Origin of the sequence: Bacillus sp. DNRA2 (assembly GCF_012843265.1) — a bacterium.
GTDB lineage: Bacteria > Bacillota > Bacilli > Bacillales > Cytobacillaceae > Bacillus_BU.
The window spans coordinates 198,841-216,911 of the sequence record NZ_JABAIT010000003.1; the positions used below are offsets into that span (position 1 = coordinate 198,841).

Consider the following 18,071-nt stretch of genomic DNA (forward strand, 5'->3'; position numbering starts at 1 on the left):
TCATCAATGAAAAACATCACACTTCTATAGGTGTTTTCCCCTACATGTTCAAATTGTCACAATCATGAAACAAGTTAACTCATTTTCGAAAAATTTTTATAATATAATTTAATTGTAGAGAGATTTTACCAATAGGAGGGGAGAAATGTGGATGTTTTACTTTTGAGTCGGCTCCAGTTTGCCATCACCGTTTTTTACCACTTCTTGTTTGTGCCGATGACAATTGGAACTGTGATTTTAGTGGCGGTAATGGAAACAAAGTATGCGCGCTCGGGTAATGTGCTGTATCGGAACATGGCAGACTTCTGGGGTAAGTTGTTTTCGATTAACTTTGTCCTCGGTGTCATAACTGGAATTACGATGGAGTTTCAGTTTGGTACAAACTGGTCGGAGTACTCACGCTACGTTGGTGATATTTTCGGGTCGCCTTTAGCAATCGAAGCGTTATTGGCATTCTTTCTTGAATCAACCTTTATGGGTATTTGGTTGTTTGGGAAAAACAAATTTTCACCTAAGATGCGTGCTTTTGCAATCTGGATGGTTGCGCTCGGCACGAATATTTCCGCATTATGGATTATCACAGCCAACGGTTTTATGCAAAACCCTGTTGGTTTTACAATGACCGATGGCAGAGTGGAACTCGAAAGTTTTAGTGCATTGGTAACCAATCCATATGCTTGGCGAATGTTCTTCCATACCGTAATTGGCTGCTACATCGTTGGATCATTTTTCGTTATGGCTGTTTCAGCTTATCATTTATTGCGTAAGAACAATGTGGAATTTTTTAAAAAATCATTCAAATATGCCCTCGTGATGGCCTTGTTCGCCAGCACAGCTACTCCATTTTTAGGACACCAATCTGGTGTGTTTGCAACCGAGATTCAACCGGCTAAAGGAGCTGCGATGGAAGCGGTTTGGGAAACGCAATCAGGAATGCCTTTTAACATCATCCAAATCCCTGATCAAGAAAATAAAACAAACTCTGTAGAATGGCTAAGCATCCCGAAATTGGGCAGCTTCTTTTACACAAATAGTTTTAACGGTACAGTTACAGGACTAAATGATATACCAGCTGATGAGCAACCGCCAGTTAATTTAGTTTATTATAGCTTCCGGGCAATGGTTGTGCTTGGAATGGCGTTTCTTTTCATCACTTGGTACGGCTTCTATCTATATTGGAAGAACAAACTAGTAAACTCACAAAGGTATTTAAAGCTTATTTTGTACTCAGTTCTCCTTCCGTACCTAACCATTAATTTAGGCTGGATGGTGGCGGAGGTTGGACGGCAACCGTGGTCGGTTTACGGGTTAATGAAAACAGCTGATGCGGTTTCACCGATTTCAGCTGGGCAAATCTGGTTCTCTTTAGCTAGCCTTGTAGTGTTCTACACCGTCTTATTAGTGGCGGATGTTTATCTGTTGGTTAAATATGCGAAAAAAGGGCCTGAAGGATTAGTAGTTGCCAAAGGAGGTAGTGAAAGTCATGTCTCATGATGTATTGGCCGTAATTTGGTTTGGTCTGTGGGGACTTATTTGGACGGTCTACATCTTCCTAGATGGTTATGATTTGGGGACAGGCATGCTTTTTCCGTTTGTCACTAAAGACCGTACCGATCGCAATCAGCTCCAGGAGGCGATTGGTCCTTTCTGGGGAGGAAATGAAGTTTGGTTATTAACTGCAGGGGGAGCAACGTTTGCGGCATTCCCGGGTGCTTATGCTGATATGTTTTCATTCCTTTATGAAGCGATGTTTTTAATTCTGTTTTCCTTATTCATCCGGGCAACCGGGCTTGAATTTATGCATAAACTTGATTCACCTAGATGGGTGACCAGTTGGAAATGGGCGTTTGCAGTCGCCAGTTTCTTGATTGCCCTATTGTTTGGGGTGGCCTTTGCCAATCTTTATCGAGGTTTATTAATTGGTGAAAATGGCTACGAAGGCAATCTATTAAGCTTGTTAAATCCATATGGAATTCTCGGTGGTGTATTGTTTGTTTCGATGTTCCTGTTATCGGGTTCATTGTGGATTCAATTAAAGACAAAAGGAGGACCAGCAGAGCGCTGCAAAAAGCTTGCTAGGCCTTTTGCGATGATAGCAGCGGCGGTATTGGCGATATTCTTTGTGGCGACGATGAACTGGACGCCGCTCCCAGATAATTTCAATGAAACACCTATTCTCTGGATCATTCCGAGTCTCTCAATAATCGCTATTTTACTAACAGTATTCTTCGTCTTCAAAGGTCGAAACGGTCTGGCTTTTACCGGAGTATGTTTGGCAATTATTACCCAAATGGCAACCGGCTTTGTTGGAATGTTTCCAAATATGCTACCTTCTCATATCGCTGATAAATACAGTGTTACTTTATACGATGCAGCCGGTAGTGCCTTGAATTTACAAGTCATGTTTACGGTAGCGTTAATCTTTGTGCCAATTGTAATAGCTTATCAGGTTTGGAGTTATTACTTATTCCGCGAAAAAATTACGAAAGAAAACGCTAAGGGATATTGATTTAAGGGGGCGTAATGCACCTGTTGTTGTTAAAAAATCAAGCCAGGATCGCGAGAGTTGCGGTCCTGGTATTTTTTATGCTCATATCTGCATTATTCCATTTTCTCCAGTGCTAAAGATGTTTTCCAATATACAGAAAATTAAAATCAAGTACTTACATCACATTTTTGATAACAGACACAGATAGTTCAAAAGTATGACATAGTTTTGACACAAGTGATTATTATCACAGAATATTTTAGTACTATAATAATTGTCATAGAGAGATATTTTTTTATATTACAGGGAGGAAGAAAAGATGGAGGAAGTATTACTGTTAAGCAGATTGCAATTTGCAATCACAGTGTTTTATCATTTTTTATTCGTACCATTGACAATCGGTCTAGTTATACTGGTGGCAGTGATGGAGACCAATTATGCAAGGACATTAAATCCACAATATCGAAACATGGCTGATTTCTGGGGTAAGCTATTTTCAATCAACTTTGTCCTTGGTGTAATTACCGGGATCACGATGGAATTCCAATTTGGAACAAACTGGTCTGAGTATTCACGATATGTAGGAGATATTTTTGGATCTCCGTTAGCAATCGAAGCATTACTAGCATTTTTCTTGGAATCGACGTTTATGGGAATTTGGTTGTTTGGAAGAAATAAATTTTCACCGAAAATGCGCGCAATTTCAATTTGGATGGTTGCGTTAGGAACCAATATCTCAGCGTTATGGATTATCACCGCCAACGGCTTTATGCAAAATCCGGTTGGTTATAAATTAACCGACGGTCGCGTTGAATTGGAAAGCTTCAAAGCACTTGTAACAAATCATTATGCTTGGAACATGTTCTTCCATACCGTCATTTCATGTTATATCGTTGGAGCATTTTTCGTAATGGCAGTGAGTGCTTATCACTTATTAAGAAAAAACAATGTGGACTTTTTCAAAAAATCATTCAAATACGGACTTATCATGGCAGCGTTCGCTGCAACAGCAACACCATTTCTAGGGCACCAATCAGGCGTGTATGCAACAACGGTTCAACCAGCAAAAGGGGCAGCAATGGAAGCAGTTTGGGAAACACAAACGGAGTTACCATTCAGCCTCATTCAAATTCCTGATCCGGAAAATAAGAAAAACTTTGAAGCCTTAACAATTCCGGGCTTGGGCAGCTTCTTTTACACTAATCGCTTTGATGGCAAGGTAACCGGCTTAAATGAGATTCCTGAAAATGAGCAACCGAACGTTCCGTTAGTATACTACAGCTTCCGGGCAATGGTAGCACTTGGTGTATTTTTCTTAGGATTAACATGGTACGGTGTCTATCTGTATCGCAAGAATCGCATAATAGAATCTAAAAAATACTTAAAGTTAGTTATCTATTCAGTATTATTACCGTATTTAGCTATAAACCTTGGCTGGATGGTCGCTGAGGTGGGCCGTCAACCATGGGTCGTCTATGGATTAATGAAAACGACCGATGCGGTTTCACCGATTTCATTAGGTCAAATTGGTTTCTCGCTCGTTAGCTTAGTGGTATTTTATACGGTATTATTAATCGCTGATGTATACTTAATCATTAAATATGCAAAAAAAGGACCTGAAGTGGCGAAAGAAGCAAAAGGAGGGACTGTAAGCTATGTCTCATGATATGTTGGCAATTACTTGGTTTGGTCTTTGGGGTTTAATCTGGACTGTATATATCTTTTTGGACGGATATACACTAGGTACCGGAATGCTGTTTCCTTTCGTGACAAAAAATCGTCAGGAACGCAACCAGTTACAAGAAGCGATTGGACCATTTTGGGGCGGCAATGAAGTTTGGTTGTTAACAGCGGGCGGTGCGACATTCGCGGCCTTCCCTGGTGCTTATGCCGACATGTTCTCATTCCTTTATGAAGCAATGTTCTTGATTCTGTTCGCACTATTCATTCGCGCAACTGGACTTGAGTTCATGCACAAGGTTGATTCAGCTCGTTGGCAAAATTCTTGGAAATGGGCGTTCGCAATCGCGAGCTTCTTGATTGCCTTACTATTCGGAGTGGCATTTGCTAACCTTTATCGCGGCTTATTAATTGGGCCAAACGGTTATGAAGGCAATTTATTGAGTCTCTTAAACCCATATGGTCTGCTTGGCGGAGTGTTATTCGTATCAATGTTCCTTTTATCCGGATCACTTTGGATTCAATTAAAAACAACAGGCGATGCAGCAGAACGCTGTAAGAAGCTTTCTCGCACTTTTTCAATGATTGCAGCAGGTGTTTTGGCAATTTTCTTTGTGGCAACGATGAATTGGACACCAATCGCCGAAAATTATAATGCGACGCCGGTGTTATGGATCATTCCGAGCTTATCGCTCATTGCTATTTTACTCGCAGTGGTGTTTGTGTTTAAAGACAAGGTGGGCGCAGCATTTGCGGGCGTTTGCTTGGCAATTATTTTACAAATGGCAACGGGCTTTGTCGGAATGTTCCCGAACATGCTAACTTCCATCATCGGCGATGAATATAGCGTGACGCTATATTCCGCAGCGGGAAGCGCATTAAACTTAAAGGTGATGTTCACAGTAGCAGTCATTTTCGTTCCAATTATTATCGCTTATCAGGTGTGGAGCTATTTCTTATTCAAGGAAAAAGCAACGAAGGAAAGCGCAAAAGGATACTAAAAAGAAGAGCCGCGATGGCTCTTCTTTTCTTCATGGTTAGCTGATGCAAAAAAATCCATAAATATGAAATCGAATCCCTCAGACAGAGCACTGAAAATCACGTTTAAAACCTAAGAAATAGGTGTGAAAACGGATAGATTATTATTCGACAAAAGTAGTGATTGTTTTTGACGCTTTAAGACAAACCTCCCATTGACTTTTTTCTATAATGAGAGAAAAGGTCGCAGGTTAGGGGGAGTACCATTGAGATCCTATCAGCTTTATTTAATAGAAGATGAGTTTGCCTCCCATTATTTTGGAAAAGAGCGGTTGTTTTTTGAATTATTTTTAGAAAAAGATCAATCAAAAGGTGAATTAAGGGAGATTATCGAACGGCAAATTCAGTTTATTACAAAGCCGATTCCAACCTTCAACTTGCATAAAGTCATCACGCAAAAATTAGGAAAAAACAGGGATTTTCGCTATGAAAACGGGGCATATTATATAGAAAGAAGAGGAGTTAAAAGTACAGCTCGACTAACGATTACCAATCGCGTCGCCTTTCTGGAATCCGAAGGTAGCTATGATACGGAAACAATCTTTTTTGAAGCACTCAGACAATGCGAAACCTCTTTTTTAGCGATGGATTTTGAGCATGCGCGCTATGGCTGGCTCAATCCAATCAAGGAAAGAAAATTTGTCTAAAATGCACAAAATTTGATGCAGATATTGTATAATTACCTTTGGTCTAGTACACTGTAACTTAGACAACATGAAGGAGGAAGTTTTTATATGTGGGTATACATTCTAGTCGGCATACTAGCATTAGCTGCTGGTGTAGCTCTAGGATTTTTCATTGCTCGGAAATATATGATGGACTATTTGAAGAAAAATCCGCCAATTAACGAACAAATGCTTAAAATGATGATGATGCAAATGGGAATGAAACCATCGCAAAAGAAAATCAATCAAATGATGAACGCCATGAATAAACAAGGACAAGGAAATAAATAAGCTAGACAAGCACTCTTATTGATAAGGGTGCTTTTTTCTTTGATTAGGAGAGGGAGCTTGGAGCTATATTTTTCGAGTAGAGTATGCAAAAGTAGCGTCAATGACGGCGATTGGAGCTATATTTTCAGGGAAGAGCATGCAAAAGTAGCGCCAATGACAGCTATTGGAGCTATATTTTCGGGGTAGAGCCCGCAAAAGTAGCGCCAATGACAGCTATTGGAGCTATATATTCAGGGAAGAGCCGTCAAAAGTAGCGCCAATGACAGCTATTGGAGCTATATATTCAGGGAAGAGCCGGCAAAAGTAGCATCAATGACAGCTATTGGAGCTATATTTTTCGAGATAAGCCGCAAAAGTAATGCCAATCCACTCCTTCACACCACCCAACCATCATATCAGTGTTAAATTTTCTGGAAATTTGGTAAAATGTTTTAGCGATATAATGTTAAAAAATAGAGAGGAGGAGCATCACTTGAAAGTGTTTCTCGATTTAATGTGGTTTTTTAAGCAAGAGAAAAAGGCGTATCTATCAGGGGTTTTTCTGCTCGTGATTGTTGCCTTGTTAATTTTAGTACCACCGCGGGCGATTGGGATAGTCGTTGACCACATTCATGATGGTACGTTGACGCTTGGGATATTAGCATTTTGGGTTTTTATGCTGCTCCTTTCTGGATTATTAAGTTATGTACTACGTTATTTTTGGCGAATAAGTATCTTTGGTTCTGCGGTAAAGCTTGCACGTAATTTGCGTGATCAGCTTTATGAGCATTTTACGAAAATGTCACCTGCTTTTTACCAAAACTGGCGTGTCGGCGATTTGATGGCACATGCGACAAATGATCTGCAGGCGATTCAGCAAACGGCCGGGATGGGTGTGTTAACGATGGTCGATTCGCTGATTACAGGCGGAATCGTCGTCATTACGATGGTCGCAACGATCAGCTGGAAATTAACGCTGATTTGCATGATTCCGATGCCGTTAATGGCAATCCTCACAAGCTGGTACGGAACGCACTTACATAAACGGTTTCATCATGCCCAACAAGCTTTTTCCACTTTGAATGATAAAACCCAAGAGAGCATATCTGGAATTAAGGTCATTAAAACGTTCGGGCAGGAGCAGGAGGACATTGCTGATTTTAAAATAAAATCGGAGGATGTTGTCGCAAAAAATATTGCCGTGGCTCGCGTTGATGCCTTATATGATCCGACGATATCGATTGTCGTTGGTATATCTTATTTTCTAGCGATCGTGTTCGGTTCGCGCATGGTTCTAAACGGCGAGTTGACGATTGGCCAATTAATTTCTTTCACGTCATATTTAGGGTTATTGATTTGGCCGATGCTGGCGTTTGGCTGGCTGTTTAATATCGTCGAAAGAGGGCGCGCCTCCTATGATCGCGTCATGAAGCTTCTAAATGAAAAAATAGAGATCGTTGATGAAGCGGAAGCGGTCGATGAAGCGCCGAGCGGGGAAATTGAGTATCGCATTAACAGCTTTACCTATCCAAATGATATGAAGCCGAGCCTTCAAGATATTTCTTTTACCCTAAAGCAAGGTCAAACATTAGGAATTGTCGGCAAAACGGGTGCGGGAAAAACAACACTCTTAAAGCTGCTCCTGCGAGAATTTGAGGAGTCAAATACACAAATTTTGTTCGGCGGACATCCGCTATCTCATTATAAAATCAATCAGTTAAGAGGGGCGATTGGTTATGTGCCCCAGGACCATTTTTTATTTTCAGCAACAATTGGTGAAAATATCGCCTTCGCCAAACACGATGCCACAAAGGAAGAAATCATTGCCGCAAGTCAGCTAGCCAATATTGCCGAAGATATTGATCGTTTTCCGGAAAAATATAACACGGTTGTCGGTGAGCGCGGGGTATCGCTGTCGGGAGGACAAAAGCAGCGAATCTCGATTGCCAGAGCACTGCTGTTGAATCCTGAAGTATTGGTGCTCGATGATTCGCTATCTGCCGTTGATGCGAAAACGGAAGAGGGCATTTTGACAGCGTTGAAACAAAATCGGACAGGAAAAACTACGATGATTACCTCGCATCGCTTAAGCGCCATTGCTCATGCTGACTTAATCATTGTTTTAGACGACGGACGTATGATAGAACAAGGGACGCATCAACAATTAATGGAACAAAACGGCTGGTACAAGGAAATGTATGTCCGCCAACAACTCGAAGACCTTGTCGAACACGGAGGGTGATTATGGAGAAAACCACCGTCTTAACCGGAAAACAGCAGCGAAAGGTATTATTTCGGCTGTTAACCTATACAAAACCACATCGGAAATTAATTATCACTGCGTTTAGCTTACTACTTTTGACAACAATAGGTGATGTGCTAGGGCCGATTATCGTAAAAATCTTTATCGACGATTATTTAACACCGCGAAATCTAAGCTTTCAACCACTTGCCACATTAGCTGCAGCCTATCTGTTAATTCAGGTTGGCAATGTGATTGTATCCTATTTTCAATTGTTTAAGTTTCAGGAAATCGCGATGTATATCATCCACCAGCTCCGGCTCGATGTATACGCCAAGGTTCAGTCACTTGGACTGCGTTATTTTGATAAAACCCCAGCGGGCAGCATCGTTTCTAGAGTAACGAATGATACCGAAGCGATTAAAGATATGTTCGTGTCGGTATTGGTCACTTTTATCCAAAGCGGGTTTTTGATGCTCGGGATTTTTGTCGCGATGTTTAGCTTAAATGTGAAGTTGGCGGTCTTTTGTTTGCTGATTCTGCCGATTATTTTCTGGATTATTCGATTGTACCGGAAGTATAGTTCGATTTTTTACCAAGATATGCGGGAGCGGTTGAGTCAGCTCAATGCGAAGCTGAGTGAATCGCTGCAGGGAATGGCTATCATTCAAATGTTTCGCCAGGAAAAACGGTTGAAGCAGGAGTTTGCGGAGATTAACCAACAGCATTTCTTTGCTGGAATGAAAAATATTAAAGTGGATGGTCTCCTGTTAAGACCAGCGGTTGATATGGTCTATATCATCGCTTTAATGATTGTGTTGAGCTTTTTTGGGGGGAGTTCGTTTGATAGTCCGATTGAGGTGGGGGTATTGTACGCCTACGTCAATTATTTAGACCGCTTCTTTGAGCCGGTCAACAATATGATGATGCGCTTGTCGATGTACCAACAGGCAATTGTCGCAGCGTCACGGGTGTTTCATTTATTGGATGAAACGGAGACAGCTCCTGAACAAAAATCTGAATCTATCAACATCACGAACGGCGAAATTGAGTTTCGCAACGTTAGCTTTTCCTATGATGGCAAGCAAGATGTTTTGAAAAATATTTCTTTTACTGCTAAGCCTGGTGAAACGGTGGCACTTGTGGGGCATACCGGAAGTGGTAAAAGTTCGATTATTAATCTGCTGATGCGTTTTTATGAATTTGAACGCGGTGAGATTTTGATTGATGGAAGGTCAATCAAGGATTATTCGAAAGAGGAATTGCGCAGTAAAATGGGGCTTGTTCTCCAGGATCCGTTTCTCTTTTACGGGACGGTGAAGGATAACATTCGGCTTCATGACAAGTCATTGACGGATGAACAAATCATCGATGCTGCTCAATTTGTTCAGGCTCATTCATTTATTGAAAAGCTCGAGCATGGCTATGATGACCGAGTTGTTGAAAGGGGAGCAACCTTCTCGAGCGGGCAACGCCAGCTGATTGCGTTTGCGCGGACCATCGCCGCAAATCCGAAAATCTTAGTACTTGATGAGGCAACTGCCAATATTGATACGGAGACCGAAGAGGGTATTCAAGCGGCACTTGAAAAGATGCGCCAAGGGCGAACGACGATTGCGATTGCGCACCGGCTTTCCACCATCCAGGATGCCAATGAAATACTCGTGCTCCATCAAGGGACTATCGTTGAAAGAGGCAATCACCAGGAATTGCTAGCGAAAAAGGGTCTCTACTATAAAATGTACCTCTTACAAAATGGTAGTGTTGATTTGCTAGAGAGTGCGGTTCAATAATAAAAAAGCAGATTGGAATACTTGCGTCCGGTCTGCTTTTTTAATGTGTGTGTGATGGGATTTTTTTAATAAAAATGTTATTGTATTTATTAAGCAATTCGTCTAGTTCTTGGCTGTGGCGAATCGCTGCCGATGAACTTAGACCGTTTTTGGAAACGACTGAAATTAATTCCGCACGTTTTTGTTCAATTAAGGTAAGCAGCTCATGTTTAAGCAAGTTAAATGTTCCCTTCATGTATAATTTGTAAATGATTTCACAAATAGTATTAAATAAAAAGAATAAATGCTAAGAAACTTACATTTGTTTACATTACCTTCACCATTATAACGAAGAATGTTTGTAAATTCAAAGGAAAAATAGTAAAAAAATTCATGTTTTATACATTTCGAAAAATTGTCATAAAATGATGTTATCGTTATTACTGTCATTATGTAAAATACGGTACAGTGCTTGAATTGTTCACAGCTTCTTCGGTATCATTACAAAACAACTTTTGATAGAATGAGACAAGGATAAATGTAAGAAAGGGATGTGTAATGAATGGATGAAATTAATATCTTCATAGCACTCGGTGCAGGCTTTTTAAGCTTTATTTCACCATGTTGCTTACCATTGTATCCGGCGTTTCTGTCGTATATAACGGGAATGAGTGTAGGAGAGTTAAAGAGTGAGAATGGTATGCTGCAAAAGCGCAGCTTGCTACATACATTGTTTTTCCTTGTTGGTTTTTCAATTATTTTTATCGCATTAGGTTTTGCGACGTCTCTAGTAGGCCAGTTCTTTAGAGAATATAACGACCTAATCCGTCAAATCGGTGCAATTTTCATTATTTTATTTGGACTCGTCATTGTTGGTGTGTTCAAGCCTGAATTTTTAATGAAGGAAAGACGTTTTGAAATTAAGAACCGTCCATCTGGTTATATTGGCTCCGTGCTTATCGGGATGGCGTTCGCAGCGGGCTGGACGCCTTGTACTGGTCCAATTCTTGGTATCGTTATTTCACTTGCAAGCACAAACCCTAGCTCAGGAATGCTTTACATGATTGCCTATTTACTAGGCTTTGCGATTCCTTTCTTCGTGCTGTCATTCTTCATTGGCAGAATGCAATGGATTCGCAAGAACAATGTGAAAATCATGAAAATTGGCGGTTGGGTCATGATTATCATGGGTATTGTGTTATTCTTTGACTGGATGACTAAAATCATTATTTATCTTCAACAGCTTACAGGTGGATGGTCTGGGTTCTAACTAAATTGTTCCTTGATTAACTTTACATTTGTTTGACACTAGTTGAATATGTTAAAATTTTTGCTAGAGTTAAATCGCAGGGGGAACTTTAATGGCCAGAATTTTAATCGTTGATGATGCGAAATTTATGAGAACCATGCTGAGGTCTATTTTAGAAAAAGCGAACCATGAAATCGTTGGTGAAGGTGAAAACGGGAAAGATGCGGTCAAACTCTATGCTGAAACAAACCCCGATTTAACGATTATGGATATTACCATGCCGGAAATGAGCGGCGTAGAAGCAATGAAGGAAATCAGACGCGAATTCTCTGATGCCAAAATTATCATGTGCTCAGCGATGGGCCAGCAAAAATTGGTAGTCGAAGCGATCGAAGCAGGCGCCAAGGACTTTATCGTCAAGCCCTTTAATGAAAGCGGCGTTTTAGAGGCGATCAAACGAATCCACTGATAATCACAAAGCCATTTAAGAATTTTCTTAAATGGCTTGTTTTAGCTTTAATGTGGTTGTAAAATGAACATTGTTTGATGCTGATTATGTTTTTTTCATGGAGAAAAGGTCGTTAGGATTTTTCTTTTTTTGCGTTTTGTATATAATGTTAGTGTAAATTAAAAAGATAAGGATGAAGTATATGATATGGGTCGTTCTTTCTTCAATCGGTGCCGTCTTCATGGGAACTTTCGTCATGATAATGAGGATCCGGTCCGCCAAAAAACCAGCTAGTGCTAAGAAAATTATCTTACCACCGTTATTTATGAGCACTGGTGCGTTAATGTTTTTGTTTCCAATGTTTCAAGTGACTTTAAGTGAAGTCGTTGAAGCAGCGTCTGTCGGCATGTTGTTTTCAATTTTATTAATCAAAACATCTAAATTCGAAATTCGAGATGAAGATATTTATTTAAAACCGTCCAAAGCTTTCGTGTTCATCCTCGTGGGATTGTTGATTGTTCGCACCATCGCAAAATCAATCCTCAGTTCATCAATCGATGTGGGCGAACTTGGCGGCATGTTCTGGATCCTAGCATTCGGAATGATCGTCCCTTGGCGCGTTGCCATGTTCATCAATTTCCGTAAGCTGCAATTGCAATTACAAGGTCGGACTACTAATGTAACGCCAGTATAAGTATAAAAAACAAGTGGAGGAAAACATGATGTTTCCCTCCACTTGTTTTTTTGTCTAATTGAATTGTTGAGGTGGTCATAAGGACAATTCATCTGAATTCTTGCTGGGATTTGGCCTTATGAGTTTTTATAAGACCATTTCATAAGAATAATTGCTGGGATTTGGCCTTATGAGCCCTTCATAAGACCATTTCAATAGAATACTTGCTGAGTTTTGGCCGTATGAGCCCTTCATATGACCATTTCAATAGAATACTTGCCGAGATTTGGCCGTATGAGCCTTTCATAAGTTCATTTCACATGAAATAATAATGAGTTTTGGACTCATGGGCAGTTCATAAGCTAATTTCGAAAAGTTTAGCAGATACCTTGATATGTCATTTTAGAAAAATTGTTCATATGGAGCAAGGTCAATGTGACGCTCGTCCATTTTTTTACGTAAAAATTTATGATCGCGCTTTGGTGTTGCCAAAATATAACCGCGGATAATTAAATCCTGGGTAATGGCCTTTGCATGTTCTGCCAAGGCAAGCTCACCAATCTTACCGGCAATCTTTTGCTTGGCTACATCACGGAACAATTCTGGTACAGGACTAACTAGGTCATTAAGAAACTCTTTTTGCTCATCGCCCCAAAGCTCAAGCGTTTCATTAATATAATGCAGTTCCCAATCCATATCAGACTTGCCATCCTGCTTAGGTAATTTCTTAAAGAACTTGCGAAACATAAAATAGCCGCCAATTGTCATCAACACAACCATGACTGCGCACCAAAAGGCGATAAACCACATAAACCAATTATGAAGCATCTTGTTCACCTACAAAGCCATTATTTTCGGGCAGCATTGTTTCTCCGTCAACCGGGGTGATTTTTACGAACATCATCGATAACCGTTTCTGCTTCATAAAAATCAAAAATGCAAAATATTCTGCCCTTCGTTATTATCATTATAGTAAATATTACGAATAAATGACAAGTATATGGGCGCAACGACAATATTCGACGTTTTTCACTTTCGCCACTTGATAAAATGGTAATATCTCAGTATAATAAAGCTTGTCACTTCATAATTACAATGGGGCTGGATGGGGTACTGGTGTCCTCCGCGGTCTTCAAAACCGTCTGTGACCTGCGTGCCAGGTTGGGTGGGTTCGATTCCCACGCGGTCCCGCCATATCAACCAATAACCGCAAGGGTTTACGGTGATTGTAGCCGTTGATTGTTACGGTGATTGAAGCGATATATCAACACGGTTTTCGCCCAGTCTACGATAAGACTGTGTCAGACCGATTAATTAAACCGTTTTAGACTGAATATGAAACCGTTCAACCTCTTACGTATTTTTTACGGAAGGGGTTTTTATTTTGCGCAAAAATAGCACACGGATATTAAAACGTGAGCCAAAACGCGTTATATCTGAATACTTAACAATGTCGGATATGTTCGACGAGTTCATGCTGATTAAAAAAGGCGAAGGCCTTGCACGCCGAACCATCGACGAATATTACATAAATTACCGTTATCTAAAGGAATATATCGGGCGAGAAATTACAGCGGAAGAAATGACGACAGAGTTATTTGTCGGCTGGATTGAGCACATGATCGAGGAATTAGACTACTCGCCGGCCACCGTTAACATTCGCGTTCGCACTAACCGGTCGTTTCTACGTTACGCATACGACGAAAAAGGCTGGATAACCGAACCGATACACCGCCGATTCAAGCCGATTAAGGCGCCAATAGATAACGTTGAAGCACTAACGACAGACGAATTTCGCCGTCTAATAGGCGCAATGGACGATAGCAGCTACGTTTCCTTTAGGGCAAAGGTTTGCGCGTTTGTATTGCTCGATACAATGATGCGAGTTTGCGAACTTGTCGACGTCAAACGGTCAAATGTGGACCTTAAAGCGATGACTATTCGACTCGAAGCTGCCGACACAAAGAACCGCGTCGGTCGTTACGTGCCTTTATCGGCTCGTACAACGAAAATATTATCGGAATATTTAGACGAGACTACGCAATTTAACAGCGATTACGTGTTTTTAACGTATGAAGGCGAGAAAATGAGCGAGGCAACTGTCCGCGATAATCTGCGCGTTGCCGCACAAGTCGCGAAGATAAAAGACAAGCGAGTTAGTCCGCACGTGCTACGGCACACTGGCGCATTGTTCTACATTCTTAACGGCGGGGATCCATTCTCATTACAAAAAATCTTGGGCCACACACACATGAACATGGTACGCCGTTACGTTCAAATGACCAACATGGACGTTCAGAACCAACACAGTGCGTTTTCGCCGTTAAATTACGTGTTTAAAAAATAACCGATAAACAAAAAAAGAGCGCGGTTGCCGCAAACAACCAAACGCCCCATTCAAATTATCTACGTATATATTATCGAAAAAATAGCGTCTAGTCAACGTTTGTTTAACTATGCGCTTAAAATCGAACATATGTACGTATTAGGGCGAGCGCTCCAACGAGGAGAGCCGAAACTATGTATAAATCAATCGAAGAACTAAACGAAACAGTCCGCACACATCGCCGCAATCACAAACTATCCGCAACCGAACTCGAAGTCCTGGACGTCTTAGCACGTTATAGCTGCAAGGACATCGGGCGTTCATTCCTCGCGAAATCAACTATCGCCGAACTGATCGGCAAGTCACGTCGTACTATTGTCCGTGTATGCAACCGCCTGGAATTACTCGGCATTATTCGCCAGTCGACACGTATGCGTCAAACAGGCGACCGTCGTCAAACGAGCAACCTAGTCGAAATCCAACGTGCGGTCGAGCAGCCGGCAGCAACGCCGTGTCATACCGACGTGGCACACCAAGAATCTCCGTCTATAAACCCTAAAAACAATAATACAAAAGAAACGGCGCCAGCGACGGCAGGCGCGTTAAAACGTTCGATTTATGAGCCGTTATACAATGCGTTAAAACCGTATTTTAACGACGACGACATGTATAACGTTTACGGAATCTTACTACGAGCAAAAGCAAGCGTTGACCGTGACGTTAGAATCGAGGACCACAGCGACGACTATATCGACGTATTGAAGGCGGTTGTGTTTGCGTACAAACAAGGTCGTGTCCGTAGTATATACGGCTGCTTATACGGAGCATGGAACAAAGTAACTGCGGAAATATCACGTCGTATTAAGCGTGCTAATGGCGTTAGCGACATACCTGTTTACGATTGGTTAGCGCAATAACGTTACATGTAACTTTGTAATTCCGATGTGTTTAATCGGATATATAATAGAAGAAACTCGGTATAATTGCGGATATTGGCTGCGTGCAATGTTACGTTAGGACGAATACAGGCGTTTACATAACGGCATGATTCCGATAGTTGGAGCGCTATTTTACCAGGCGCGAGGCCTTGACGCGTGACCGTCCGGAAAACTCGAGGGTATCCGTTTATTTTATGCACGTTCTTATACATCGCCATGCACACGATCACAACGTAGCAATGCGGGTTCATCGACTGCATAAACTTAGGCCGATAACGTGTTCGCAGTCAACAACGGATAAACCGCGTCATATAAACGTTTGTTTAATCGAATGAACGTAACACAACACGCATCTGTTACATTCGTTATGCAGTCGTTTGTATATCGTATGCACTTCGGAATAGGGGGCGGCGGGGTCATTTTTCAGCAGCCTATCCCTCCCGTATTCAGATATGCGCCAAAGTCAGAGACTCGGACCCGATTACGGAATGTCGACGCCAGGCGGAAAAAATTTGCGATAAAATTTTTAACCTCGGGGGGTAAAGTCGGACACGCTGCGGAAATTAACGCATACCAACGAGTAGCCGGCGAAGCAATATTCGAAATCGGCAAACGGTTGAAGCACGTTAAGGAGAACGACCTGGCGCACGGAGAATGGTCGAAGTGGTGCGATTCAATCGGAGTGGATAGAAGTAACGCTAATAAATTCATTCGAATATATGACGAATTGTCTAAGTCGAATGTGGTGACGTCACCACGTTTAGGAATGGACGCGCTATACTTGATTGCGCAAATACCCGAAGAACAACGCGAACAACCGCACACAATACCGTCAACAGGCGAAACAAAATTATTTTCGCTAACCCGTTGACATTACGTAAAAGCTACGGTAATATTACGGTAACGAAACAAAACGAGGGGGCGTTACTTATGAACGTAGTCGAACCAATCCGCAACAAACGCGACATCGACCGCATGAAAAAGGCGCTACACGGCCGCGATCAACTACTATTTATATTCGGAATCAATTCGGCACTACGTATTAGCGACATACTGGCGCTGAAGGTCGGCGACGTACGAGGCAAAGAGTCGATCACATTAACGGAAAAGAAAACGGGCAAGTCGAAGCAGTTCCGCGTCAACAAGGCGATTAGCCAGGCGGTTAAAAAGTGCGTGCCGGCCAACGCAGCTGACAACGACTATCTGTTTCCGAGTCGCAAAGGCAACGGGGCCATTAGCCGCGTTCAAGCTTACCGGATATTAAACGAAGCAGCAGGCCGCGCCGGCTTAACGGTCAACATCGGCACACACACGCTACGTAAGACGATGGCTTATCACGCGTATCAGTCCGGAGTTGATATTTCGTTACTAATGAACGTGTTAAATCACAGCAGTCAACGCGAGACGCTACGCTATATCGGAATCACGCAAGACCAAGTTAACGGCGTATTCGAAGCGCTAAACTTATAAGGGGTGAAAAACGTTATGGACCACGTAATTGGAGCTATTCAAACGTACTACGAGATTGAACTTGATGATGTCGCAGACGAACTACGCAGCGGAAAATACGGAAAACTTAGCGATTGTCCATCGTATCGAAGCGCAAAGGCTATGCTTGAGGCAATTCGAGTATTGGAACGTGCGTATTATGGTGAAGGCCGAACAGTTAATATCCGCGAGGAAATGCGTTATAGGGGGTTTGCGGTATGAACGAAGCTAAACTAAAGCGACTGCTCGCCTACATTGACGGAGCAATCGAACGAGAATCACACAGCATTGAGTTCCGCCGTAAGATTGGCAAAAACGATAAGGCCGACGGCATGGCAGAGGTGCTGGATGAATTGCAATACGTGCGCACAGAATTGTCGAAAAGTATTGACGAAAAAAGTAACAGATAACGGAAAACAAGGAAATGAATTGTCAATGACGAAATTATAAATCAATTCCGCGGAAGGTGGCTGTATTAATGAGACAACAGGCGTATTTGTTAGACGGAACTATTTGCTTAAGCATCACGGACGTTTGCGAGACGATCGAACACATGGCGACAGACTGGGCGAAATCAAGCTACAACAAGGCTACATACGAAATTATTAAGGGGACGTTTAGCGGTTATGTTAACGACAACAACTGTCCGGTGGGAATGTTTGCAGCCGATGACGGCCGCGAGTTTATTGCGAATGAAGATGACGAGGTAATCGAACTTGAAATGGCGCTGCTCCTATAATGGGGCGGCTTTTTTTTATGCCGAAAACGACCCAAGCAGCGCGTTTTGAGCGTTA

20 protein-coding genes, 1 tRNA gene and 1 pseudogene are annotated in these 18,071 nt (G+C 41.8%); 20 read left to right on the top strand and 2 right to left on the bottom strand.

Going from position 1 to position 18,071, the window contains the following annotated elements; genetic code table 11:
- Positions 1-147: 147 nt before the first annotated feature.
- The 8 genes from HHO41_RS04695 to HHO41_RS04730 all read left to right on the top strand — a co-directional run bounded on the left by HHO41_RS04695 (position 148) and on the right by HHO41_RS04730 (position 10,176).
- Complete coding sequence (locus HHO41_RS04695) at positions 148-1,494, top strand: cytochrome ubiquinol oxidase subunit I (RefSeq protein WP_169095988.1); 1,347 nt, start codon at positions 148-150, stop codon at positions 1,492-1,494.
- Positions 1,484-2,509, top strand: a complete 1,026-nt coding sequence (gene cydB, locus HHO41_RS04700) for a cytochrome d ubiquinol oxidase subunit II (protein ID WP_169095990.1) — start codon at positions 1,484-1,486, stop codon at positions 2,507-2,509. The genes HHO41_RS04695 and cydB (HHO41_RS04700) overlap by 11 nt, the downstream gene beginning before the upstream one ends.
- Positions 2,510-2,807: 298 nt before the next feature.
- Positions 2,808-4,154, top strand: coding sequence for a cytochrome ubiquinol oxidase subunit I (locus HHO41_RS04705; protein ID WP_169095992.1), 1,347 nt, complete (start codon positions 2,808-2,810; stop codon positions 4,152-4,154).
- Positions 4,144-5,169 (top strand): cytochrome d ubiquinol oxidase subunit II, encoded by a 1,026-nt coding sequence (gene cydB / locus HHO41_RS04710; RefSeq protein ID WP_169095994.1) that lies wholly within the window; start codon positions 4,144-4,146, stop codon positions 5,167-5,169. The genes HHO41_RS04705 and cydB (HHO41_RS04710) overlap by 11 nt, the downstream gene beginning before the upstream one ends.
- 243 nt (positions 5,170-5,412) lie before the next feature.
- Positions 5,413-5,853 (top strand): sporulation inhibitor of replication protein SirA, encoded by a 441-nt coding sequence (sirA, locus tag HHO41_RS04715; RefSeq protein ID WP_169095996.1) that lies wholly within the window; start codon positions 5,413-5,415, stop codon positions 5,851-5,853.
- Between the two features lie 87 nt (positions 5,854-5,940).
- Complete coding sequence (locus tag HHO41_RS04720; RefSeq protein WP_169095998.1) at positions 5,941-6,162, top strand: YneF family protein; 222 nt, start codon at positions 5,941-5,943, stop codon at positions 6,160-6,162.
- 472 nt (positions 6,163-6,634) lie between these two features.
- On the top strand, positions 6,635-8,383 hold the full coding sequence (locus HHO41_RS04725) for an ABC transporter transmembrane domain-containing protein (RefSeq protein ID WP_169096000.1): 1,749 nt from the start codon (positions 6,635-6,637) through the stop codon (positions 8,381-8,383).
- 2 nt (positions 8,384-8,385) lie between these two features.
- A complete protein-coding gene (locus HHO41_RS04730; RefSeq protein ID WP_169096002.1) occupies positions 8,386-10,176 on the top strand; it encodes an ABC transporter ATP-binding protein in 1,791 nt (596 codons plus the stop codon).
- Positions 10,177-10,216: 40 nt separating this feature from the next.
- Here the strand turns inward: HHO41_RS04730 and HHO41_RS04735 are convergent, their stop codons facing one another.
- Positions 10,217-10,393 carry an aspartyl-phosphate phosphatase Spo0E family protein gene (locus tag HHO41_RS04735; RefSeq protein WP_169096004.1) on the bottom strand — a complete coding sequence of 59 codons (177 nt, stop codon included), beginning with the start codon at positions 10,391-10,393 and terminating at the stop codon, positions 10,217-10,219.
- Between the two features lie 324 nt (positions 10,394-10,717).
- Here HHO41_RS04735 and HHO41_RS04740 point away from each other — a divergent pair, with 324 nt between their 5' ends.
- The 3 genes from HHO41_RS04740 to HHO41_RS04750 all read left to right on the top strand — a co-directional run bounded on the left by HHO41_RS04740 (position 10,718) and on the right by HHO41_RS04750 (position 12,546).
- Entirely contained in the window at positions 10,718-11,425 is a 708-nt protein-coding gene (locus HHO41_RS04740) for a cytochrome c biogenesis CcdA family protein (RefSeq protein WP_169096006.1), read from the top strand.
- 91 nt (positions 11,426-11,516) lie between these two features.
- Positions 11,517-11,873 carry a response regulator gene (locus HHO41_RS04745; protein WP_169096008.1) on the top strand — a complete coding sequence of 119 codons (357 nt, stop codon included), beginning with the start codon at positions 11,517-11,519 and terminating at the stop codon, positions 11,871-11,873.
- A gap of 181 nt (positions 11,874-12,054) precedes the next feature.
- Positions 12,055-12,546, top strand: a complete 492-nt coding sequence (locus HHO41_RS04750) for a CcdC family protein (RefSeq protein WP_169096010.1) — start codon at positions 12,055-12,057, stop codon at positions 12,544-12,546.
- Between the two features lie 381 nt (positions 12,547-12,927).
- On the opposite strand, the gene HHO41_RS04755 is transcribed toward HHO41_RS04750, so the two are convergent.
- Positions 12,928-13,353, bottom strand: coding sequence for a DUF2621 domain-containing protein (locus HHO41_RS04755; protein ID WP_169096012.1), 426 nt, complete (start codon positions 13,351-13,353; stop codon positions 12,928-12,930).
- A 269-nt stretch (positions 13,354-13,622) separates the two neighbouring features.
- Between HHO41_RS04755 and HHO41_RS04760 the strand changes: the two genes are divergently transcribed.
- The 9 genes and pseudogenes from HHO41_RS04760 (at position 13,623) to HHO41_RS04795 (ending at position 18,016) form a co-directional block, all read left to right on the top strand.
- Positions 13,623-13,719, top strand: a tRNA-Sec gene (locus tag HHO41_RS04760).
- A gap of 190 nt (positions 13,720-13,909) precedes the next feature.
- Entirely contained in the window at positions 13,910-14,872 is a 963-nt protein-coding gene (locus HHO41_RS04765; protein ID WP_248278362.1) for a tyrosine-type recombinase/integrase, read from the top strand.
- Positions 14,873-15,045: 173 nt separating this feature from the next.
- Positions 15,046-15,255: pseudogene (locus HHO41_RS22315) on the top strand (helix-turn-helix domain-containing protein); the annotation flags it as partial.
- A gap of 27 nt (positions 15,256-15,282) precedes the next feature.
- Positions 15,283-15,768 (top strand): hypothetical protein, encoded by a 486-nt coding sequence (locus HHO41_RS04770; protein ID WP_248278371.1) that lies wholly within the window; start codon positions 15,283-15,285, stop codon positions 15,766-15,768.
- Positions 15,769-16,120: 352 nt separating this feature from the next.
- Entirely contained in the window at positions 16,121-16,660 is a 540-nt protein-coding gene (locus HHO41_RS04775; RefSeq protein ID WP_248278363.1) for a DUF3102 domain-containing protein, read from the top strand.
- 59 nt (positions 16,661-16,719) lie between these two features.
- The gene (locus HHO41_RS04780; protein ID WP_169096016.1) at positions 16,720-17,259 is read left to right on the top strand and encodes a site-specific integrase; all 540 of its coding nucleotides are present in this window, start codon (positions 16,720-16,722) and stop codon (positions 17,257-17,259) included.
- A 15-nt stretch (positions 17,260-17,274) separates the two neighbouring features.
- Entirely contained in the window at positions 17,275-17,499 is a 225-nt protein-coding gene (locus HHO41_RS04785) for a hypothetical protein (RefSeq protein ID WP_169096018.1), read from the top strand.
- On the top strand, positions 17,496-17,687 hold the full coding sequence (locus HHO41_RS04790; protein ID WP_169096020.1) for a hypothetical protein: 192 nt from the start codon (positions 17,496-17,498) through the stop codon (positions 17,685-17,687). Before HHO41_RS04785 ends, HHO41_RS04790 begins: the two co-directional genes overlap by 4 nt.
- A 68-nt stretch (positions 17,688-17,755) precedes the next feature.
- On the top strand, positions 17,756-18,016 hold the full coding sequence (locus HHO41_RS04795; protein WP_169096022.1) for a hypothetical protein: 261 nt from the start codon (positions 17,756-17,758) through the stop codon (positions 18,014-18,016).
- Positions 18,017-18,071 lie beyond the last annotated feature (55 nt).